Raw genomic sequence first — 22,158 nt, 5'->3', positions numbered from 1 at the left:
CCCCGGAAGCGCGGAGGCGGACGGACGCCGCCGCGCCCGCCCGCCGTTCCTGCCCCCGCGTCGCGGGGGACCGGTCAGTCCCGCACGCCCTCGCGGACCCCGGTGCCCTCCGGACCCGCCTTCTGCGCGGGGACGCCCGCCGTCGCCGCGGCGCCGCCAGGGCCTCCGTCGTCCGTGTTGATCACCTCGATGAGGGCGTCCCGCTCCGGGGTGTCCTCGGGCTTGACGAAGCCGATGACGACGTAGAGCACCAGCGAGATGGCCAGCGGCAGAGCCACCTGGTACTGCAGTGCCACATCCGTCTTCACCGAACCGTCGAGGTTGTAGTTCGTGAAGAAGAAGGCGAGCAGCCCCGCCGCCCAGCTGGTGAGCGCCGCCGTCGGGCCGGACCTGCGGAACCCGCGCAGCAGGCCGAGCATGAACGGGATCGCGATGGGGCCCATCAGGCCGGCCACCCACTTGATGACGACCGTGATGATGTCCTTGAACGTCGGGGAGTTGATCTGGGTCGCCAGCGCCATGGACAGTCCGAGGAAGGTCAGCGTGGACAGCCGGGCGGCGAGCAGCCCGCTGCGGTTGCTCCAGGAGCGGGCGGCCTTGGAGAGGACCGGCGCGATGTCCCGGGTGAAGACGGCGGAGATGGCGTTGGCGTCGGAGGAGCACATCGCCATCGTGTGCGAGAAGAAGCCGACGACGACCAGGCCGAGCAGGCCGTGCGGCAGCAGCTGCTCGGTCATCAGCGCGTAACTGTCCGACGCGTCGGGCTTCTTGGCCTCGACGAGCAGCGGGGCGACCCACATCGGGAAGAAGAGCACCGCGGGCCAGACCAGCCACAGCAGGGCCGAGAGGCGGGCCGAGCGGGTCGCGGACCGCGCGGAGTCCGTGGCCATGTAGCGCTGGGCCTGGTTCCACATGCCGCCGTTGTACTCGAAGGTCTTGATGAAGAGATAGGCGAGCAGGAACGTCACGGTGTACGGCCCCGCCGTCGGGTCGGTGTGACCCTCGGGCAGCTTGTCCCAGACGGTCCACAGGGAGCTGAAGCCGCCCAGCTCGCTCATCGCGATGACCAGCATCGTCAGACCCGCGAAGAGCTGGATGACGAACTGGCCGAGCTCGGTGAGGGCGTCGGCCCACAGGCCGCCGACCGTGCAGTACACGGCGGTGATGGCGCCCGTGATGAAGATGCCCTGGGTCAGGCTCATGCCCGTGAAGACGGAGAGCAGGGTCGCGATGGCGGCCCACTTGGCGCCGACGTCCACGATCTTCAGCAGCAGACCGGACCAGGCCAGGGCCTGCTGGGTCGGGATGTTGTAGCGGTTCTTCAGGTATTCGAGCGGTGAGGCGACGTGCAGCCGCGAGCGCAGCCGGTTGAGCCGGGGGGCGAAGAGCTTCGCCCCGATGCCGATGCCGATCGCGATCGGCAGGGACCAGGTCACGAACGACGTCACGCCGTACTGGTAGGCGATCCCGGCGTAGCCGGTGAACATCACCGCGCTGTAACCGGACATGTGGTGCGAGATGCCCGACAGCCACCACGGCATCTTGCCGCCGGCCGTGAAGAAGTCGCTGACGTCGTCCACGCGCTTGTGCGACCAGAGTCCGATCGCGACCATCACACCGAAGTATCCGATGAGCACGGCCCAGTCGAGACTGTTCATGTGCCCCCTCCAGGGGTCCGCCTTGTGAACGGGAACGCACTTCGTCAGTACGGCCGTTCAGCGGTGTCCCCGTGCGGGAACGGGGACTTGGGGGATTGAACCGCCTGTCCGGGTCCTCGGTCAAGGTCTCCGCGATCAGGGATGTGAACGCAGATCAGCAAGGCGAACGATTTTGCTTGTTCTTGACCTTGTGGGGCGTTGTCGTGAACGTGACCACGGCCACACGATGAGCGGGCACTTCGTCAGGCTGTGCAGAGATCCACGCCATGCAGGAATGCCCGAGAACGCAGAACGGCCGCACGGGATGCGGGTCCCGTGCGGCCGGAGAAGAGGAAGAGCTGAACCACGCGACGCCCGGGCGCTCTCGACGCCGCTCGGGCCCACCACCGACGCCCCTGCGAGCAAGGTGCGTCGGCGGCGGTCCCCCTGCGGGCGGGTCCCCCTCGGCCAGGACGGCGAAGCCGGTCGAGAGGGCTCCTGAGGGCCGCGCACGAGGAGCGGGCGCGGCGCGCGGGCGGGGAAGAACCCGCATGAGGCGCGCGCGTGGCGGGAAGCCGGTCAGGCGTTGATCGAGCCCGAAGCGACATCGCGGACGAAGGTGTTCCACGCCCCGGACACGAAGCTGAGCGAGGGGCCTTCGGGGGCCTTCGAGTCCCGCACGGCGATGGCCTGGGTGACGGGTGACTTCACCTCGACGCATGCTCCGTTACCGCCGGAGTACGACGACTTCGTCCAGTTCTCCGTAGCACCCTGAAGAATAGCCATGTTCACTCCGGTTCAGAGAGTTGATGTGGGAGGGCACCAACTTCGTTCCTGTTGGCGTGATCGACGCTACTCGCCAACATCGTCCGGTGGTGGGGCCGTTCACTCGACCGGATGGCATATTCCGTTTTGGGCTTCCGCTGCGAGGTGGTGGCGGTGTATCGTCCCGCCCCCACCTCACTTACATCGCAGCATTTCTCGCACATCAGGTGGTATCGGGGACGTGCTGTTTCCGCGGGCGCCCGGCACTTTCCGGAGGCCGGCGCGGCTGGATCAGCGTGTGTAGTCCTTCACGATGTCACCGATGAATTGGCGGGTCTGGTCCACATTCAGCGCCTGTGCCCGCAGGTGTTCGTACATGACGCTGTAGCGCTGCACGTCGTTCGCTTTCTCCAGGTAGAGGTCACTGGTGACCCCCTCGATGTACACGACGCTGGAGTCCGCGGCGTCCGGGAACTCCAGGATCGCGTACTGCCCGCTGATGCCCGGATGGGCGCCCATGTCGAAGGGCAGGACCTGCACCGTCACGTGCGGCAGCTGCGACTGCTCGATGAGGTGCTCCAGTTGCTCGATCATCACCTGCTTGCCGCCGACCTGCCGGCGCAGGGCGGACTCGTCGATGACGGCCCAGAGGCGCAGCGGGTGTTCGGGGGCGTTGACGCGGTCCTGGCGGCGGGCGCGGACGTTGACCCGCTTCTCGATGTCGGCCGGCGGGGCCTCGGGCAGGGCCCCGGTGATCAGTGCCTCCGCGTAACCCCGGGTCTGGAGGAGCCCCGGGACGACCTGGGGCTCGTACACCCTGAGGGACTCTGCGTCCGTCTCCAGCCCGATGTACACGCTGTAGGGGATGTCGCCGAAGGCGTGCCACCAGCCCTGCTGCCGCGAGTCCTTGGCCATCTGCATCAGCGAGTCGACGACGCGGTGGTCCTCGACCTCGTACACCCCGCACAGATCGCGGACGTCGCGCTGGCTGATGGAACGCCGGCCGTTCTCCAGGCGGCTGATCTTCGACTGCGAGACCAGCAGCCGCTCCGCCACCTCCTCGGCCGTCATGCCCTTGATCTCGCGCAGACGGCGCAACTCCTGGCCCAACCGGCGTCGCCTGACGGTGGGATTGACGTTGGTCGGCACGGAACGGCACCTCCGGCTATGCAGCTGTTCTAGCTGTGCGTATCTACTGCTCAGCAGATTGCCACCCGCGCACCCGGGCGCGCTGGGAAACGGCGACACCAAAGCGCGCGGGGCAGCCGGTGGATCCGGCTGCCCCGCGCGTGGTGCGGCTCCCGGACCGGGTCATGGGGACGCGGTACGGCGGTGTTCGGTTCTCCGCGCGAGGGGTGCGCGCGGTCAGTGCACGGAGGTGTGCGCCATGCTGCCGCGACCCGCCTGTGCTTGCGGCTGCAACGGCACGCCCGCCGTCTGCTGATTACGGCGCGGCTGGACGGCCACACCGTTCTGGACGTCCATCACGGCATGCGCCACGAGACCGCCCATCGGGTCGTGCCTGATCAGGTCCCGGAGCCGGGAGCGCGACGAGCGCCCCTCGTTCCCGGGGTAGAGGTGCTTGCCGAGTCCGACCGCGTGGGCCAGTGCGGCGAGCGCCGCGGTCCGCGGGTCCGGCGGTACGCCGGTGCGGATCGCACTGTCCAGCCGTGCTCTGATGTCGCGGCTGATCGCCGTGTCCGTCGCCTGGTAGCGAGTCGTCGGCAGCACTCCGCACATCTGGCCCGCCACGGCATGCACCATGCCGCACCGCTCCAGGTGCGCGAGGTAGATCTGGCGAAGTCCCAGCCGGGGCCCGCCGATCCAGTGGACCGCCCGAACCGGACTGCCACGACGGCGCAGCAGCTCCAGTGCGGAGTCCAGAGTCGGATCTCCTGTCGGCCGTGGCATCACCACGGCTATACGATCCCCGTCAGGGGCTATCCGTCCTGCCAGAGCCAGCTCCACTAGCTGTGCCCCGGCCAGGCCGAGGTCGAGCGACTGCGGCTGCGCTGTGGTACCCGTGGTCGGGTCCAGAGCGAGCAGCAGAAGCTCCTCCGGAATTGTTCTGCGGCTCCTGCCCATCCATGCCTCCCCGCGTGGATGAGTGACAGGGTGACCCCTCTCACATTGGTCTGTCGAGGGTGCCTGGGTGCTTTGTGAGGGAACCGTTAGGTATGTCGTTCTCGTCTAGCGGTTCGGCCAAAGGTTCACACAGGACACTGGTAGATGGTTCGGACACTGCGGGCATGCCCCCGCGGCGCATCAAGGAGGTAATCCGGTGGCGGGCGAGTCCCCCGACAAGTCGGAGCAGCGGAAGTCGTCGGGGACGACCGAGGAGCGCGATCCGCGCCTCGCCGTGTTCCGTGAACCGGTCGCCGCGGCGGGCGGCGGTACCCGGGGCGGCGCGGCGGGCGCAGGGGCGGACGGCGAGACGGACGGCACGGCGGACAGCAGGACCGCGGTCTTCCGCGTGCCGCGCTCCGCGGACGCCGATCCGTCGGAGGACGGTCCGGCCATAGGTTCCGGGCCGGACGACTCCGTGGAGACGGACGCCTCCGCGGCGGACGACGTGGCGACGGATGACGTGGCGACGGACGGCGCGGCGAAGGACGCCTCCGTGTCCGGAGGCTCTCCGGCCGGAGGTGACGCGGAGCCCGAGGAGACGCCTGCGGCTCCGAAGGCCCCGGAAGGCTCGGGAGAGGCCCCTGCGGCCCCCAGGAAGGCCGGGAAGGCCGCCGAGGCGGAGGAGCGGGGCGAAGAGGCTGCCGAGCCGCCCACGGCACGCACGACGGACGAGTCCGCCACGACGGATGCGCCTTCCGGCACGCCCTCCGGTGCGTCCGAGGGCACGCCTTCCGGTAGGTCCGACGACGAAGGCGGAGCGAAGCCCGAGGCCGCCTCTTCCGAGTCCGAGGCCGAAGCGGGATCCGGATCCGCCGATCCGGCGCCGACCGATGCCCGGCTGCGTGCCGCCGTCGCGGCGTGGGTCTCCGGTGGTGAGGACGACGAAGCCGCAGGCGGGGACCGCCCCACCGGCGGTGACGGCGGCGCCGAGGGTGCGAAGAAGCCGGACAGCGGGTCCGAGCCGGTGAGTGAGGCCGGGGGCACCGTGAAGGGCGCGGACGCCGAGGACGCCGAAGCGTCCGCAGCGGGCGACGACAAGGCGTCGGCGGACTCCGGCGCCGATGACGCCGAGGCCGCTGCCGAGACCAAGGTCGAAGCCGGGGCGGAAGAGTCCGACTCGGAGCCTGCCGACGCCCCGGCCGCAGGTGCCGCCTCCGGCAGCGCCCCTCGCGTCCCGAAGAGCAGGGAAGAGTCCTCCCCGGCCGAGAAGCCGGAGAAGGCCGAGAAGGGCGAGAAGGCCGAGAAGCCGGAGAAGGCCGAGGAGGCCGAGGAGGCCGAGGAGGCCGAGAAGACCGAGAAGGCCGGCAAGGCGACGGGCGCCGACACGGCCGAAAAGGCGGCCGCCGCCGAGAAGCCGGCCGCCGCCGACAAGGCAGAAGCGGCCGGCAGGACCGGCACGGCCGACAAGGCCAAGAAGTCCGGCACGGCCGATTCCGCAGATGACGAGCGAGGAATCGATCATCCGACCGCCGTCTTCAAGGCGCCGCGCGTCGACCGGGTCGACCAGCCCACGACCGCGCTGAAGCTCCCGTCGAAGAAGAGCCGGACCGGAAGCGAGCCCGCCCCCGGCGGCTCCGGTGCACGGACGCCCGGGGCATCCGAGCCCTCCAGGACCCCCGAGACCCCCGCGGAGCGGACCAGCCGGTTCGTGCCGCTGCGCTCCGACGACGTACGCCCCGCGCCCACCGTGGTCGGCCCCACCGTCACGCCGGACATCTCGGCGGGTGCCGCCGCCCCCGCCGGCGCCCGGCCCGCGCTGACCGAGGCCGAGCGGACCAGGCAGCAGCCCATGCCGCCGAAGCCCCCGCTCGACCTGCTGGCGGAGCTGACGAACACCCCGCCGCCCGAGGAGACCCCCGTCCGCACGGCGGTGCGGCGGGTCAAGATCTGGACGCCGCTGCTCCTGCTCGCGCTGATCATCTTTGCGATCGCGCAGGCCGTGCGCCCGCTTCCCGACCCGGTGCTGACCCTGTCCGCGGACCCGACGTTCACCTTCGGGGGCGACAAGCTGGACATGCCGTGGCCGGAGGAGGGCCAGGGGGCCGTCGAGGTCGAGGGCGTCGGCACCATCGGTTCGTACGGCAAGGAGGAGTCCGCGCCGATCGCGAGCGTCGCCAAGATCATGACGGCGTACGTGATCCTCCAGGGCCACCCCATCACCGGTAAGCAGAACGGTGAGCAGATCGTGGTCGACGCGAAGGCGGGTGAGGAGGCCAACCGGCCCGACGAGTCGACCGCGCCGATCCAGGAGGGACAGAAGTACACGGAGCGTCAGATGCTCCAGCTGCTGATGATCCCCTCCGGCAACAACGTGGCGCGGTTGCTGGCCCGCTGGGACGCGACCAGTGAGAAGGCGTTCGTCGAGAAGATGAACGCGGCGGCGAAGGACCTCGGGATGACGAACTCGGTCTACACCGACCCGAGCGGTCTCGAGCCCACCACCCGGTCCACCCCGGCCGACCAGCTCAAGCTGGCCAGGGCGGTCACGCAGAACGACGTCTTCCGCGAGATCGTCAACATGCCGCAGGCCGACATCCCGGGCATCGGCAAGACGATCTACAACAACAACAACATCCTGCTGGAACCGGGCGTGAGCGGCATCAAGACCGGCTCGTCGACCCCCGCGGGCGGCAACCTCGTCTGGACCGCCGAGACGGTCGTCGACGGCAAGACGCGCCGCATCATCGGCGCGGTGATGGGCGCGAACCTGGACGGCACCCTGGACGCGAAGCTGCAGCGGGCCATACACAACAGCCTCGAACTGATCCGGACCGCGCAGAAGGGCGTCGACTCCGCCACCGTCGTCAAGAAGGGCCAGGTCGTCGGCTACGTCGACAACGGCTTCGGGGTCCAGACCCCCGTGGTCGCCACCAAGGACCTGAAGGCGGTCGGCTGGGGCGGCCTCGAAGTGAAGCTCGACCTGAGCGCCACCGGCGAGCCGCTCCAGCAGGCGGCGAAGGCCGGCACGGTCGTAGGACAGGTGACGATCGGAACCGGCACGGGCAAGGTCACGGCACCCGTCGCCCTGCAGGACGGGATGACGGAACCGGGCTTCGGCGACAAGCTCACCCGCATCTCCTGACCCGCCCGGACGGCCTCCGCCCCGCAGTGCGGGGCGGAGGCCGTCCGACGAGGGGGCAGCGCGGGCGAAAAGCCGCGTGCTAGCGTCCCGAGGGCAACGGAGTGGCGTCGGGACGCGTCTCCCCGAGTACGGATGAGGCCCGTGGAGCGATCGACGGTTCGGCAGGCCCGGGCAGGGACGGGGAGAGTCGCAGTGACCACCGCTGAGCCGACGAGGGCTGACCACAGTCCGCCCGTCGAACGTCTGGCCGTCCGGATCCCGGCCCAGGCCGCCGGGGACGGCGACGGGCCGCACACCTCGGTACGGAGCCGCCTGCGCCGCCACCCGGTCCTGACCACGACGGTCGTCGCCGCGGCGGTGCACCTGCTCTGGTTCTTCTTCTTCGCGAACAGCGGCGGGGACATCGCCGCCCAGGACGCCTGGGCCGAGTTCGTCGGCCGCCACCCCGGAACCGCGTACAACCTCGCCTGGTACGGGGGCATGCACCCCGTCTCGTACAGCGTGGTGTCGCCCTATCTGATGTCGGTGCTCGGCGTCCGTACGACGATGATGGTCGTCGGCACGGTGTCGTCGGCGCTCACCGCGCTGATCCTGGTGCGGGTGCCCGCCGTCCGCAATCCCCTCGCCTGCGCGCTCGCCGGGGTCTTCGCCTACCTGTGCAACGCCCTGTCCGGGCGGGTGACGTTCGGGCTCGGCATGATGTTCGCGCTCGGGGCGGTCGCCGCGGTGTTCTGCTGGCCCCACCGGTGGCGCTACCGGCGCTGGGCGAAGGCCGTCGTGGCGGCCCCGCTCGCCGCACTGGCCACAGCGGGCAGCCCCGTCGCCGGGCTCTTCCTCGGGGTGGTCGCCACGGCGCTGTTCCTGAACAAACGCCGCCCCGGGGCGTACGCGATCGGCCTGCCCCCCGTGGTCGTCGTCGTCCTGTCCGCGTGGCTGTTCCCCTTCTCGGGTACGCAGCCGATGTCGCTCGGGACCCTGTCCCTGCCGTTCGTCTTCTCCGTCCTGGTGTTCCTCCTGGTGCCCCGGGACTGGCACACCGTGCGCACGGCCGCCGCGGTGTACGGCGTCGGGACCCTGCTGACCTATGTGGTCGACTCCCAGATCGGCTCGAACGTGTCGCGCATGGCGATGCTGTTCGCCGGGGTCGTCCTGCTCGCGGCCCTGCCGTACACCACCCGCCACAGCAGGCACTGGTACGCGCTGCTTATCGTCTTCCTGGGGCTGAACTTCTGGATCGGCTTCAAGGGCGTCGACGACATCCTGCGCACCGCCCCCACCGCCTCCTGGAACCGGGAACTGGCGCCGCTGGTCAACCAGCTCCAGAGGGCCGGCGCCGAGCGGGGCCGGGTCGAGGTGGTCCCCGCCAGCAGCCACCGGGAGGCCTCCGCTCTCGCGCCGTACGTCAACCTGGCCCGGGGCTGGAACCGGCAGGCCGACATGAAGCGCAACCCGCTCTTCTACGACGACACCCTCAACGCCGTGAACTACCGCGAGTGGCTCGACCGCTGGGCCGTCCACTACGTGGTGCTGCCGACGGGGGACCCGGACAGCGGGGCGGAGCAGGAGGCGGGGCTCGTCGAGAAGGGCCAGCCGTACCTGAAGGCGGTCTGGAGCGACGCCAACTGGAAGTTGTTCCGGGTCCTGGACCCGGTACCGCTCGCCGATCCGCCCGCGACGGTGGAGCACGCCGGCGACGACGAGCTGACGATCCGGGTGCAGTCCGCCGGCCGGGTCCTGATCCGCATCCCGTACTCCCGCTGGCTCGCCGTCGTCGACGACAAGGGGAAGAGCGTGGAGCGGCCGCAGGAGACCGAGGCGTCCAGGAAGCGGTCGGCCGACGACGGGGACGCGCCCAAGGACTTCGTCAACGACCACGGCTGCCTGATCAAGGTCGACGAGGACGGGGACGGCGACGAGTGGACCGAACTGCTCGCCCCGCGCCCCGGTGTCTACCGCCTGGCGGCGCCCTACCAGCTGCAGCCGGGCACACCCTGCCCGGAGGAACTGCGCTGACGAAGGCCCGCGCCCGCACATAATGCGGGAACCCTCGCTCAGGCGGCGCCGCACTGGCAAGGTGTGCTGCCATGAAGTGCCAACATTGCGGCGGCGAACGCGTCGGTCCACTGCCGGGCATGGTCTGCCCCGAGTGCGGCTCCGTGTCCCGCTCGCCCCGTGAGAGCAGTTCCTGGATCGCGCAGGAGACCGTGATGGGCCGGGTCTCCCTGCTCACCAGGCGCCGAAAGGCCTTGCTGGCGGCGGGAGTCGTGATGGCCGCGGGCAGCCTGGCCACCGCCGTGTCGCTGCTCGCCTCGGGGGACGGGCCCGGGCGTACCGAGGCGGCGGGCCGGGCCGGCGCCGTACCCGCACCGATCGGTGCCGGCGGGGCACCCACCCGTATCGGACCCGGCGACACCGGCGCTCCCCCCGCCCCGGATCCCGGGGACGGCGGGCCGCCCGCCGACCCGACGGCAGGGAGCCCGGCGCCGTCCCCCGAACCGGGCGCCTACCGCTTCTCCGAATGGGCCGGGCCCGGCTGCACATCGGGCGACTACGCGGAACGCGGGCGGTTCGAGAACGGCGACGCGGGGTGGTACACCGTCGAGTCCGGCGGCTTCGAGGGAACCACCTGCGACGGCCGGTTCAGCGCCGTCCCGATGTCCGGGAGCCCGGCCGAGGACCGGGGGAGCAGCGCGGTCTGGGCCTGGCACCTCGGCGACGGCTTCCGCGAATGCGCGCTGACCGTCTTCGTGCCGCGCAGCGTCCGCGACCGCGACGTGGCGGGCAACCCCACCGCGTACCGCGTGCTCTCCGACCCGCACGACGCGGACTCGGCCTACACGGGCTTCGCCGTGCGTCAGCGGGAGCACCGGGGCAGCGCCGTCGACGTACGGAGCTACCCGGTCAAGGGCGACACCTTCGCGGTGCAGCTCCTCGACCGGGGCCGTGACTGGGGCGACGAGTCACTGGTCGGGGCCCACCACGCGGCGGCGCAGATCAAGGCGTCCTGCCGCTGAGGCCGAATCCCGTTTGACGCGCCGTGCCGATGCGGCTTGCATCGGCACGATGCACGCCGACGAGACGAAGACCGACGCGGCGCTCGTACGGCGCCTGCTGGCAGCGCAGTTCCCCGCCTGGGCGGACCTGCCCGTCGAGCCGGTCGCCTCCCACGGGACGGTCAACGCGATCTACCGGCTGGGCCCGGACATGGCGGTGCGGCTGCCGCGCGTGGAGGGCGGATCGCAGGACGCGGCGACGGAGCACCGCTGGCTGCCCCGCCTCGCCCCGCACCTCCCGTACGCCGTGCCCGCGCCCCTGGGACTGGGTGCGCCGGCCGAGGGCTACCCGTGGGCCTGGTCGGTGTGCCGCTGGCTCGACGGCGCGAACCCGGCGCCGGGCTCCGGCGGCGCCGAACTCGCCGGGGACCTCGCTGAGTTCGTACGGGCCCTGCGCGTGGCCGATCCCACGGACGCCCCGCCGGCCTACCGCTGCGAACCACTGGCCGCCCGGGACGGGGCCACCCGCGACGCCCTGCGGGCACTGCACGGGGTGATCGACACCGACGCCGCCGCCGGCATCTGGTCCCAGGCCCTGCGCGCGCCCGGACCGCGGGGTCCGGCGGTGTGGGTCCACGGCGACCTCCAGCCCGGCAACGTCCTGGTCGCCGGCGGCCGGCTCACCGCCGTCATCGACTTCGGCTGCATGGGCCTGGCCGACCCGGCGGTGGACCTGATCGCGGCCTGGTACCTGCTGCCGCCCGGACCGCGAACGGTCTTCCGCGCGGAAGTGGCGAGGGGGACGGCGACGGGCGGCGAGGCGGGCGCGGCGGAGGCGGAGGCCGAGGTGTGGGCGCGGGGCCGGGGCTGGGCGCTGTCGGTCGCGCTCATGGAGCTCTCGTACTACCGGACGTCGAACCGGGTGATGGCGGCCACGGCCCGGCACGTGATCGGCGAGATCCTGGCGGACGGGGGAGGGGACGGTGGGGGCGGGCAGTGACCGGCGGACCCGCCACGGGCGGCGGTGACCGGGATGCCGCCGCTACATATTTCACTCCTCAAGTGTCACCTCCATGCCCTACGCTGCACCTTCGCCGGCGTTCACGCACCCACTGCGGTGCGAGGGGGGACGCGCGGCTTGATCTGCTTCGGTCCCATCGGGGTACCGGGCTTCTCATGTGGGGGTCACATCACTGTGCGCAGGCGCAGCATTTCGACCGCGACGGCACTCGCGGTCATGTTCAGTTCCGCAGCCCTGATAACGGGCGTCGCGGGTCCGGCGACAGCGGACTCCACGAAAACGCTTCCGGTGGCCTCGTTCGGCGACATGGTCGTGGACGGCACCCACCAACGGGTCTACGTCTCCGACCCGTCCGGCGGCAAGATCGTCGTCACCGACTACGCGGGCACCGTGAAGGCGACGCTGACCGGGCTCTCCGGCGTGACCGGCCTCGCGCTGTCCGCCGACTCCGGCCAGGTGTACGCGGCCGTGAAGAACGACAACCGGATCGTCTCGGTGGACACGGCGACCTACACCCAGTCCGCCAGCTACCCGGTCGGTGCGGCTCCCGGCGACCTGGAAGTGGTGGACGGCCGCGTCTGGTTCGCCCACGGCACCGACATCGGCTCGCTCGACGTCTCCGGCGCCGACCCCGTCGTCCACCTCCGCCAGCGGGGCGATGTCGACTTCTCCGGCGCCTTCGGCATGTTCCTGGCGTCGGACCCGTCCGTACCCGGCGTGCTGGCAGTGGGCAACGGCGGCGATCTCGCCGTGTACGACGTCTCGGCCGACGGTGCCGCCATGCGGGTCAAGGGCAGCATGGACACCTCGGTGACGCAGATCGACCTGACGCCCGACGGCAGCCAGGTACTCACCTCGTGGGGCGACCCGGACTACGGATACGGCATCGGCGCCTACTCCACCGCCGACCTGTCCGAGCAGACCGGGTACCCCATCGACGCGTACCCGAACGCCGTGCGGGTCGCACCCGACGGCAGCGTCGCCGGCGGCAGCTTCTCCTGGTACGACCCCGACGTGCACATCCACCGGCCCGGCGACCCGGTGCCGACACGGGAGTACGACTTCCCCAACACCGGCAACAGCAGCGGCGCCGACACCCTCGTCCCAGGGGCGCTCGCCTGGGCGCCGGACGCCGGCCGGGTCTTCGCGGTCTCCGTGAACACCTACGGCACGCGCACCCTCCGCGCGCTGACCGATCCCACCAAGGAACTGCCCACCCTCAAGGTGGCGGCCCCCACCAAGTCGGACCGGGCCAAGAAGCTCGGCGTCACCGGCAAGCTGACGTCGAAGACGCCGCTCGCCGCGGGGACCGCCCTGAAGGTGACCCGTACGGACCTCGAGTCACCGGCGGGCAAGACCCTGGCCACCGTCAGGACCAAGGCGGACGGCAGCTTCTCCTTCGCGGACACCCCGCCCGCCGGCGGCAAGGTCACGTACAAGGTCTCCTACGCCGGCGACGCCACGCACGCGCCCGCCGCGGGCTCCGACGCGGTGGAGGTCTCCCGCGCCGCCACCACGCTGACGCTGGGCAACAACGGCAAGCTGTACGCGTACGGCAAGGACGTCGTCTTCACCGCGCACCTCGGCAAGACGTACAAGAACCGCACGGTGGCGCTCTACGCGGACCCGTTCGGCACGGACAAGCCGAAGAAGCTCCTGAAGACGGCCAAGGTCAACTCGTCCGGCAACGTCTCGGCGACCGTCGACATGACCCGCGACACCACGGTCACCGCGGTCTTCACGGGCGACGCCCGCTCCGCCTCCAAGACCGTGCAGTCCACGGCGTACGCCCAGGCGAAGATCTCCACCAGCGTCTCCAAGCACTACAAGACGGGCCGGATCGGCTCCGCCACGTACTACTACTTCCGGAAGAACACCGACCCGGTGTTCACGACGACGATGAACTACTACTCCGGCCGCAAGCAGCGCCTCCAGGTCCAGGTGTACTCCCAGGGAACCTGGTACGACACGGGCTCCGAGTACTTCGCCCTGGCCAGGAACGGCACGTCGGCGGTGCGCCTGGAGGCCCCGGGCAAGGCGGGCATCCGCGCCCGGTTGCGCTCGTCGTACATCAACGGCTCCTCCGGCGACACGGTCAACTCCACGACGCACGGCGCCTGGAAGTACATCACCTTCACCAACTGATGCCCGGCCCGGGCCGATCGGCGTGGTCGCTGCCGCGACCGGGCCGCACCGGTGGGGTCACGGCCGAGTGAGGAGGAAGCCCCCGGACCTGTCACGGTGCGGGGGCTTCCGGTGCGTTCCGGCAGACCCCGGACGCCCCCCGCTCACGCACCCGCGACAGGCGTGCGCCGGCCGGGGCGCGCCACAGTCACCCGGATGCGGAGTCGGTCAGGTCCTCGGCGAGCCGCCAGCCGTCACCCGAGGGTGCGAAGAGGAAGAGGTGGGAGGCGACCTGGGGAACGGTCCACTCGCGGTTCCCGCCCGACCGGTCAACGGCGTAGGGCGTCGTGGTCTCGTTGACCCAGACCTCGGCCCGGCCGCCGTCCCGCCTCTCGACCCCGGTGACGACGGCCTCGGAGACGGCCTTGTCCCACACCTTGCCCACAGGCGGGGTTCCGCTCCGCCAGGTCGCGGTGGGCAGGCCGGCGTCGTGCTGGAAGATCCTCTGAGCGGCTCGCTCAAGCGACGACCGTTGTGCTGCCTCGACCTGTTCCCGGACCACCCACGTGGCGGGCACGGCGGCGATCAACGCCGCCACCCCCGCCAGGACCCACTTCTGCTTCCTGTTCAAGGCCCACCCTCCCCGAGCTGCGGTTCTCAGCGCAGATCTACACGTATCCCCAGGTCAGCGTACGGCCACCGGACGTGAGCCGTGTTCAGCAAGGCAGGCACGGCACGACGCACGGCACCGGGCCCGACGCATCGGCGGCCTAGCCCAGGCGCGCACCGATCCACCTGACGGCGGCCACGGCGAGACCGGCGACGACGACGAAGGTGACGGCAACGGCGATCATCATGGCGGTGCCCATGGTCCCAATCATGTGTCTCTCCTCGGCTGTAGGGCAGCGGCTCGCCCGCGGTGCGGGACCGCGCTCCCGGTGGGGATGACCATGGCACCCCATCTCCGCAGGTGGAAGCCCGAACCGAAAACCTTGAGGACCATCTGAGCTTGCGGGCACCCGGCGCCTCGACGGGGATTCCGGTCTGGTGCGGGCCCAGGCCTGCCGTGCTGTACTGACGAGGTGGAGCGAAAGCACGCACTGGCATCGATCACCCACCCGAGACGGCGCGGCAGGGCTGTTCCGGACAGCGCGAGTGACCGGCGAGCGGAGCAGGTGCGCACCCGGGTCCGGCTCATGATCGAGATCACCGCGCGGGCAGGGGTCTACCGCAAGGGCCTGGTCGCGGCCACGCGCCGCCTCAGCCCCGAGGAAGCGACGATCCTCTCCGACCTGGAGAGCCACGGACTGCAGGTGCCCCAGTTGCACGACGTCCTGTGCGGCGGCCACGTGCTGGTGGACGAACCACGGCTGTACGAGGACTGGCGGTTCGCCGAGGTGAGTCACGAGCGCCTGTCCAGCCACCACCGTGACATCGACAAAGCGGTGTATCCCGACATCGGGATGCGCGGGGACGTGGTGCGGGAGAAGCTGCACGGGCGCACCACCCAGGGCACCTGGGTGCAGTTGGAGAAGACACCGGCCGCTTTCGGCGGGCGGAAGCTGCCGAGTCCCAGCGACCTCCGCCACCTCGTGGACTACGTCGTCTACCGCGTCACCCGCAGCAACGTCGGCCCCTGGGGACTGTCCCGGATGACCGAACGGCGCCCGCTGTACCTGGCGCCCGTCCTCGCCGTGCCGACGGCCCTGACTCCTCCCGTCGCACGGATGCTGACCCAGGCACTGCGCCGGATCGAGGAGGCCGACGACGCCACCGCCGTCTCCGAGGACCTGGCGGCCCGTTTCCCGCCTCCGGACCGGGAGGACCTGGCCGGCGAGCTGGGGCAGTCGCTGCCGGACAGGGCGGGCCGTGGGCTTTTCGGCAATTCGGAGGTCTGGGTGACCGAGACCCTCTCACCGAGCTGCGCTGCGGTGTTCCGTGGGAGTCGCGTGGCACCTGCGGTGGACCTGTTGCAGCCCGGAGGACCGTCATGAGCGACGACGATCAGCGCGATGCCGCTGCCCCCGCGGCGCAGCCGGACGCCGGTGCGGCGTCCGCCCCTGCGGGGCTGGTGTCGGCGGTGGTGAACCTGGTCGACACGGGACCGGTGCTGCTCGGCGCGTACACCGTCGCGGAGCTGACCGCCGTGGACGCGATCGTGGACTTCCTGGAGTCCAGGCCGTCGGACGAGGTGATCGCCGAGGCCGTCCGCTCACTGGCCGCCCGGCAGCTGCTGCTGGCGGGTGACACGGGCGAGCAGGTCCGGGTGCAGGGGGACCTGGGGATCGCCGTGGCGTTCCAGCAGAGGGCCCGCAAGGTGCTCGACGCCCGTACGACCGGGTCGGGTCCGGGTGAGCCGTGGAGGATCCTGCTGCTTCCGCAACCCGAGCGGATCTGTCTCATGGTCCGCATCGACGCGCTCGGCGTGCACCAGCTGGGGCTGTACAAGGCCGACGAGGCCCTGGACGCCCTCACCGAGTGGCTGCCGCGGGGCCCGGCGGCCGATTCCGGAGACCAGGCGGACACCGAGGCCGTACTCGCCGCCGCCGAGCGCTCGGCGCTGGTCACCGTCACCGACTACACGGCGCAGGGATCGGCCGAGACCGCGGGCAGCAGCAGGGATCTGGTGCTGGCCCGCAGTGGTGGACGGCTGCACTTCCTCGTCCGCGACCTCGGCGACCGGGCGAGGCTTGTACCGGACCCAGAGGCGGGTGAGGACGACGTCCGTGAACGGCTCGTCGGTCTGCTGGCGTAGAAACGGCCGGAGCTGTGGAGGTGGCGATCCGGGTCGCGGCAGTCGGCCGTACAGGACCAGCGGGTCATCGTCCTCGTCCGCCGTCTCGCCGCCCGTATCGACGAGCAGCGCGACGAGCACGAAGGGGAGAACCTGGGTGTACGGCGCCGCGTACCGGACCATGCACACCACGTCCGTGTCGGACGACAGCCAGAACTGCATGCGGAGAGGCCCGACCGAGAGGCCGACAAACTCCAGAATGCGTGCGCAGGCAGCTTCACCCGTTCTCCCACGGCGTCCGACAACATCCCGCAGCTCGTGGGCCTTGATGAGGTGGAGAAACCTGTAACAGGCCCCACGGGCGACTCGGCGGCACCTCACGTGGGCCCGATGGTCGCCTGGCTTCTGACCGTGTGCCGGGGGTTGTGTTCGTCCGTGGGTTCTTACAGGTGCGTGCGGGCCCATTGATTGGGTTTGGCGTGGATCGTCTTGAGGATGTGGGTGAAGGCCGAGCGGTCGAAAAGGATCCCGTTGTATTCAGCGGGGATCCGCTTGTCGTTGATGACTGCGGTGGGTGTTCCGGGGCCCCTGGGATCTTCCTTGCCGCCGGCCCGCTCGTATGCCTTCTGGGAAGTAGTGACGAAGGTGCGGTACTTCATGGTCTTGACGGCCGCATCGAACTCCGGGCCGCGCAGGCCCTCCACCTGGCCGGCGAGTTTCAGCAGGAAGGCGTCGGTGTAGCCGTCGACGGCCTCTTCGGGCTGGTTGGCGTACAGCACTTCGTGGTACTCCGCGAACTTGCCCTCCTCCAGAGCAGCGCGCAGCGCGTTCACTGCCTTCTTCGAACCGCTGCCGCCCATCCGGTCGTCCAGGAACGAGGCCAGGGTGTACTCGGACTTCGCTGTCCGCCGCACCGTTGCCTCGCGCAGCCCCGGTCCGCCGCCAGTGGTCTCGAACTCCTCGCATACCGGGCACCGTGGATCTTCATACAGGTGCACTGTGACTTCCGCGTCCGGATCCCCCACCGTGACCGTTGTGCCGTCCGCGCCGAGCTTCTCCGGCAACTCCTCCGTAGACAGATATGGACTCTTGTCCTCTGCCCCTGTCTGGGCAGCCCGCGAGCCGCAGCCCGTCAACGCAAGGATCCCTACGGCACACACCGCAGCCCACCGCATCGCACGCATCTTGCGTCATCCCTCCCCTGGAACAGCGCGACCCTAGAACATGTGCACGGGAAGTGCACATGTATTGATCACCGCAGGTCACGAGAACGGTCTCCGAGTGTGGGCGCTTGCCGGTCCAGGCGGCACGGCGAGTGCCGTCCTCAGCTCGAAGGCGGATCCCAGCTGGCGTGTGAGAGCTGTCAGGTGATCCAGGTACTCGTGGACCGGCGTCTGCGTGGCGTAGTCCGGGGCGATGATGGCCGCGATCATGCGAAGGGGCCAGTTCGAGAGGATCAAGCCTTCGAACTGGCCCTTGGTGCTGTGCCCCCGGCAGGATCCGAACCTGCGACACCCGCCTTAGGAGCGAGCCTGGGGGACTTGGTGGCTGACCTGGGGGGAAAGAACTCCGGCGGACGTGGGGTACCAGCCGTGCTGGTGCCTGCCGTTCTCCATGGTTTCCCGCTCGTTCTGACACGGTTGTGGCACGGGGAACATCTGATCCGTAGCTCTTTTCGGACAGGGCTTGTTGCTGTACTCCGCTTTTGTGCCGCGATGCAGTGTGGTCACTCGGAGTGCTGGCCTTGGGAAGGCCACTGTCCGTCGGTGGAACCGTCGGCGAAATGCTGCCCCCAGTAGTAGGGGTTCACTTCCGCGAGCGAGCGCGCCTCCCAGCGAGTTGGGTCGTCTTCCCGTGGGACGGCGACTTCAACGGACGGTCCCCAGAGCGCAAGCCTTTCCTGGCAGATGCCACAAGGCGGCAAGATCAATATTCTGCGGCGCTCCATGTCACGACAGACACAGACAGAGGCAGTGACGTTTCGGTCCTGGGTGTAAGCCTGGATGAAGGCCCCAGTCTCCTGGCAGAGCGCAACCGAGCCGTGCATGTTGTCAAGGCCGACGCTGGTCAGGATGCCACCGTCGGCGAGCCGCACAGCAGCTGCTCCGCCGGGTTCGCCCTCGGGCCAGCGTCGGTTCATGAGTTCCACGGCCGCATTCACAAGCACTTGATCGAGTTTCATGCGCCGGAGTTTGTCACGAGCCCTGTACGCGGCAGGGGCCATTGCGCGCCGTCCCCTCTCAAAGGCATGACCACACGAGGAGTCCTGTCTCAGCCCACCACTGTACGAACGACCTGGACGCCATGGGCCGCGTCTGCTCGGCTCTGCCTGGGTCGACGGTGGAGGGGATGGAGGCCCACCACGCCCACCTCGATGTGCCCGCGGCCTCGAACGGCGCCCCCCACCCCGGTGCCGGCCGATCCCCCGCCGGAGGCATCGTCTGTGACCGCGAGCCGAAGTCGTCGGGTGCTCGCCTCATGTCCTCCAGGCCTATCCACAGTGGGCCGTCGCGTACGCGGGTCATGACGTGCCCGAGGTCTTGGAGCCGTCCGTAGATGCCGTCCTTGCCGGTCTTGGCCTGCATCAGAAGTGTTCCCTGAGCCTCATCCCAGCGAAGGTACGTCGGGATGATCTGTACCGGCTCGTCGTGCGCGAAGTAGTGGTTCTCGCGGTGGACCACGCTCTCCTCGTCCGCGGAAACCTTCAGGCGCTCGGCAACGGCCGTCCGTGGCCGTTCACGGGCGATGGACGGGCCGTCGATCCTCGGGACCCTGCCCTGCCGGGCGCACTCCCGCCGGAACGGCGTGAGACCCGTCTCGCGGTTCTCGCGTCCAAGAGCAGATCAAGCGCACGGATGGCTGCTCCGACCCGATCCACCTCCAGGGCTCGACCGTCACCCGCGACCGTGCGACCGGGCAGGCCCTGTTCTCCTACTCGACCGACACCGAGCCCGGCGGCCGACTCCGCATCGTGTGGCAGACGGGGGCGCTCTTCGACAAGGCACCGAAGTCGGACGCCGGAGTCCGGCCGGTCGCTTTCCCGACCGAGCTGCTGCCCGATGTGAAGCTCCACATCGACGCCTACGCCGGACCGGCCGCGATGGACACGTCTTCCTCGGCCCCCAGAGCGGTCAGCTCCGCCGGAGCAACTTCCGGGACGACTGGATCAATGCGAGGGAGAAGGCGGGCATCACGGTGAACGCTCACTTTCACGATCTTCGGCACACGGGCAACACCCTCGCAGCGTCCGGGGCGAGCCTCCGGGAGTTGATGACCAGGATGGGCCACAGCACCCCGCGGGCTGCGCTGATCTATCAGCACATGGTCAACGGTCGTGACCGTGAGATCGCCGATCGGCTCCGTTCGATGATCCGCAAGGAGCGCGGCGACGTGGATTCCGAGTGGGCTTCTGACACGTGTGTGGCACGGCCGTAATCATGACCAAGGGCCAGTTCGAGAGGATCAAGCCTCCGAACTGGCCCTTGGTGTTGTGCCCCCGGCAGGATTCGAACCTGCGACACCCGCTTTAGGAGAGCGGTGCTCTATCCCCTGAGCTACGAAGGCGTTCGATGATCCCGGTCCGCGAGGACTGGGCCACCGCCGTCAGTGTAGCGGGTGAGGTGAGGTCCTCACCTGGGGTTCCCCTCCCGCGCGCCACGAGCTGGAAACCCGGAGGTGGGATGACGTGCGGAGTGGGCCCGGGGCGCGCTCGGCGTGGGTCGCGGTTGACGCCCGCCAGGCGCGGGTCATAGCGTCGCCGGATCGCTGAGCCTGCCGTGGAGGGGCCGTACGTGCCGCACGCCGATCCGAGCCGCCCCCTTCCTTCCGCTCCCGTCGCCGATCTCGCGGCCCGTGCCCGCGTCGAGGGGGCCCTGACCGCTCCCGGGGCTCCGTTCGCCGTGGTCCGTGCCGACCACGGGCCTCTCGTGTACGTCAACGGGCCCCGCACGCTGCGGGAGTTCGTGGAGGCCACCTGGGCGTTCGGCGATCAGCCGTTCCTGCTGTCCGGTGAACGGGCCTGGTCGTACGGGGAGTTCTTCGCGGCAGCCTCCGCGCTGGCGCGGCGGTTCACCGACGCGTACGGGTTGCGACCCGGGGACCGGGCCGTGGTGGCCATGCGTAATCACCCCGAGTGGCAGGTGGCCTTCTGGGCGGCGCAGTTGGCGGGTCTCGTCGCCGTACCGCTCAACGCGTGGTGGACCGAGGCCGAGTACGCCTACGCTCTCGGCGACTGCGAGCCGCGTGTCCTGCTCGTCGATGGTGAGCAGTTGCCCAAGGTGGCCTCCTGGGCCATGCGGGCCGGGGCGCGTGTCGTCGTCTTCCATGACGGCGGCATGGACGGTGCCCTGCCCGAGGGGGCCGAGCGGTACGCGGATCTGCCTGAGCCGGATCCGATGGAGGCGCCCCCCGAGGTGGAGATCCGGCCGGAGGACGATGCCACGATCATCTACACCTCCGGTACCACCGGCCGCCCCAAGGGCGCCGTGGCCACCCACCTCGCCCAGGCCGGCGCCGCTCTCAACCCGCGGTACCAGGCGGCGGTATCCGCCCTCGCCCGAGGCGTCCTCCCGGGCCAGGGACCCGCGCCGGTGACGCTGATGACCTTTCCCTTCTTCCACGTCGCAGCGTTCACCAGCCTCTATTCGGCGATGGCGGCGGGAGGCACGCTCGTCCTGATGCCGAAGTGGGACGCCGGTGAGGCCCTGCGTCTGATCCGGCGGCACGCGATCACGCACTTCGCGGGGGTCCCGGCCACCGCGCTCCAGTTGCTCACGGCGGCCGAGGCCGCGGGGGACGGCCTGGAGAGCCTGAAGGGGCTGAACACCGGCGGAGCCGCGGCACCACCCGATCTGGTCGCCCGGCTGACGGCGCGGTACGGCGAGCGGATCGAGCCGCGCAACGGGTACGGCCTGACCGAGACCAGCGGCGGTGTGCTGGCCAACTTCGGCGCCCTCTACCGTGCGCACCCCGACTGCGTGGGCACGCCCACTCCGGTCACCGAGGTGCGGATCGTGGACCCTGCGGGCGAGCCCGTCGCGGACGGTGAAGCCGGGGAGCTGTGGCTGCGGGGCCAGTCGGTCGTCCGCGGATACTGGCGCGACGAGGCGGCGACGGCCGGAGCGTTCCCGGGTGGCTGGTTGCGTACCGGTGATCTCGCCGTCGTACGCGACGGGCTGGTGGCCGTCGTCGACCGCATCAAGGACGTGGTCGTCAGGGGCGGCGAGAACGTCCACTGCGTCGAGGTCGAGGCCGTCCTGCACGCCCACCCCGACGTCGAGGACGCGGCGGTGCTCGGCGTCCCGCATCCGGTGCTGGGGGAGGAGGTGGCGGCGGTCGTCCGGCTGCGGCCCGGAGCCTCGGTCACGGCGGACGCGCTGCGGGCGCACGTCGGCCGGAGCCTGGCGGCGTTCAAGGTCCCCCGCCACGTGCTGGTGTCGCGGGAGCCGCTGCCCCGGAACGCCACGGGCAAGATCCTCAAGCGTGAACTGCGTGAACTGCGTGACCTCGGTGAGCTACGTGGCCTGCGCGGAGCGGACGAGGAGCAGGCATGAGGAACGCGAGGTGAGCGAGGAAAGCCCCGTCCCGGGCCCGGTCCGTGAGCCCCGTACACGAGCAGGCCGTGAGCAGGCCGTTGCGCAGACCCCGCACAGCTCGCGCACACCCCCCCGAGCGGC

Annotated in this window: 16 protein-coding genes, 1 tRNA gene and 2 pseudogenes; 10 read left to right on the top strand and 9 right to left on the bottom strand. The window is 70.4% G+C overall.

Annotated features, from left to right (window positions below):
- Positions 1–74: 74 nt before the first annotated feature.
- From OHT61_RS13820 to OHT61_RS13805, 4 genes are all read right to left on the bottom strand, one after another.
- Positions 75–1,658 (bottom strand): sodium:solute symporter family protein, encoded by a 1,584-nt coding sequence (locus tag OHT61_RS13820; RefSeq protein WP_329038292.1) that lies wholly within the window; start codon positions 1,656–1,658, stop codon positions 75–77.
- A 558-nt stretch (positions 1,659–2,216) separates the two neighbouring features.
- Entirely contained in the window at positions 2,217–2,423 is a 207-nt protein-coding gene (locus OHT61_RS13815) for a DUF397 domain-containing protein (protein ID WP_014155679.1), read from the bottom strand.
- A 270-nt stretch (positions 2,424–2,693) separates the two neighbouring features.
- Entirely contained in the window at positions 2,694–3,551 is an 858-nt protein-coding gene (locus OHT61_RS13810) for a helix-turn-helix domain-containing protein (protein ID WP_327117568.1), read from the bottom strand.
- 216 nt (positions 3,552–3,767) lie between these two features.
- Positions 3,768–4,487 (bottom strand): GOLPH3/VPS74 family protein, encoded by a 720-nt coding sequence (locus OHT61_RS13805; RefSeq protein ID WP_329038288.1) that lies wholly within the window; start codon positions 4,485–4,487, stop codon positions 3,768–3,770.
- A gap of 196 nt (positions 4,488–4,683) precedes the next feature.
- Here OHT61_RS13805 and OHT61_RS13800 point away from each other — a divergent pair, with 196 nt between their 5' ends.
- The 5 genes from OHT61_RS13800 (at position 4,684) to OHT61_RS13780 (ending at position 13,770) form a co-directional block, all read left to right on the top strand.
- On the top strand, positions 4,684–7,611 hold the full coding sequence (locus OHT61_RS13800) for a serine hydrolase (RefSeq protein WP_329038286.1): 2,928 nt from the start codon (positions 4,684–4,686) through the stop codon (positions 7,609–7,611).
- Positions 7,612–7,803: 192 nt separating this feature from the next.
- Positions 7,804–9,624, top strand: a complete 1,821-nt coding sequence (locus tag OHT61_RS13795; RefSeq protein ID WP_329038284.1) for an MFS transporter — start codon at positions 7,804–7,806, stop codon at positions 9,622–9,624.
- 71 nt (positions 9,625–9,695) lie between these two features.
- A complete protein-coding gene (locus OHT61_RS13790; protein ID WP_329038282.1) occupies positions 9,696–10,625 on the top strand; it encodes an adhesin in 930 nt (309 codons plus the stop codon).
- Between the two features lie 49 nt (positions 10,626–10,674).
- Positions 10,675–11,604, top strand: coding sequence for an aminoglycoside phosphotransferase family protein (locus OHT61_RS13785; protein ID WP_329038279.1), 930 nt, complete (start codon positions 10,675–10,677; stop codon positions 11,602–11,604).
- A 237-nt stretch (positions 11,605–11,841) separates the two neighbouring features.
- Positions 11,842–13,770, top strand: a complete 1,929-nt coding sequence (locus tag OHT61_RS13780) for a YncE family protein (protein ID WP_329038276.1) — start codon at positions 11,842–11,844, stop codon at positions 13,768–13,770.
- 187 nt (positions 13,771–13,957) lie between these two features.
- Here the strand turns inward: OHT61_RS13780 and OHT61_RS13775 are convergent, their stop codons facing one another.
- Positions 13,958–14,380, bottom strand: coding sequence for a hypothetical protein (locus OHT61_RS13775; RefSeq protein WP_329038274.1), 423 nt, complete (start codon positions 14,378–14,380; stop codon positions 13,958–13,960).
- A gap of 451 nt (positions 14,381–14,831) precedes the next feature.
- Here OHT61_RS13775 and OHT61_RS13770 point away from each other — a divergent pair, with 451 nt between their 5' ends.
- Together OHT61_RS13770 and OHT61_RS13765 are read left to right on the top strand one after the other, a co-directional pair.
- Entirely contained in the window at positions 14,832–15,743 is a 912-nt protein-coding gene (locus OHT61_RS13770; RefSeq protein WP_329038273.1) for a hypothetical protein, read from the top strand.
- Positions 15,740–16,504, top strand: coding sequence for a hypothetical protein (locus OHT61_RS13765; RefSeq protein ID WP_329038272.1), 765 nt, complete (start codon positions 15,740–15,742; stop codon positions 16,502–16,504). Before OHT61_RS13770 ends, OHT61_RS13765 begins: the two co-directional genes overlap by 4 nt.
- Before the next feature lie 422 nt (positions 16,505–16,926).
- Here the strand turns inward: OHT61_RS13765 and OHT61_RS13760 are convergent, their stop codons facing one another.
- The 3 genes and pseudogenes from OHT61_RS13760 to OHT61_RS13750 form a co-directional block, all read right to left on the bottom strand.
- Positions 16,927–17,658, bottom strand: a complete 732-nt coding sequence (locus tag OHT61_RS13760) for a thioredoxin domain-containing protein (RefSeq protein ID WP_443049614.1) — start codon at positions 17,656–17,658, stop codon at positions 16,927–16,929.
- Positions 17,659–18,209: 551 nt separating this feature from the next.
- Positions 18,210–18,665 carry a cytidine deaminase gene (locus OHT61_RS13755; RefSeq protein WP_329038268.1) on the bottom strand — a complete coding sequence of 152 codons (456 nt, stop codon included), beginning with the start codon at positions 18,663–18,665 and terminating at the stop codon, positions 18,210–18,212.
- Positions 18,666–18,990: 325 nt separating this feature from the next.
- Positions 18,991–19,311: pseudogene (locus OHT61_RS13750) on the bottom strand (UTRA domain-containing protein); the annotation flags it as partial.
- Between OHT61_RS13750 and OHT61_RS13745 the strand changes: the two are divergent.
- Together OHT61_RS13745 and OHT61_RS13740 are read left to right on the top strand one after the other, a co-directional pair.
- Positions 19,311–19,454 (top strand): annotated as a pseudogene (locus tag OHT61_RS13745) (replication initiator); the annotation flags it as partial. The pseudogenes OHT61_RS13750 and OHT61_RS13745 sit on opposite strands and share 1 nt — an antisense overlap.
- A gap of 2 nt (positions 19,455–19,456) precedes the next feature.
- Entirely contained in the window at positions 19,457–19,918 is a 462-nt protein-coding gene (locus tag OHT61_RS13740; protein WP_329038265.1) for a tyrosine-type recombinase/integrase, read from the top strand.
- A gap of 56 nt (positions 19,919–19,974) precedes the next feature.
- On the opposite strand, the gene OHT61_RS13735 is transcribed toward OHT61_RS13740, so the two are convergent.
- Positions 19,975–20,047, bottom strand: a tRNA-Arg gene (locus OHT61_RS13735).
- 227 nt (positions 20,048–20,274) lie between these two features.
- Here OHT61_RS13735 and OHT61_RS13730 point away from each other — a divergent pair.
- Positions 20,275–22,035, top strand: a complete 1,761-nt coding sequence (locus tag OHT61_RS13730; RefSeq protein ID WP_443049431.1) for a class I adenylate-forming enzyme family protein — start codon at positions 20,275–20,277, stop codon at positions 22,033–22,035.
- Positions 22,036–22,158 lie beyond the last annotated feature (123 nt).

The sequence above is a fragment of the Streptomyces sp. NBC_00178 genome (assembly GCF_036206005.1).
Classification (GTDB): domain Bacteria; phylum Actinomycetota; class Actinomycetes; order Streptomycetales; family Streptomycetaceae; genus Streptomyces.
Note: the sequence above shows the minus strand (reverse complement) of the source record. Positions and strands in the feature narration are given on the sequence as shown.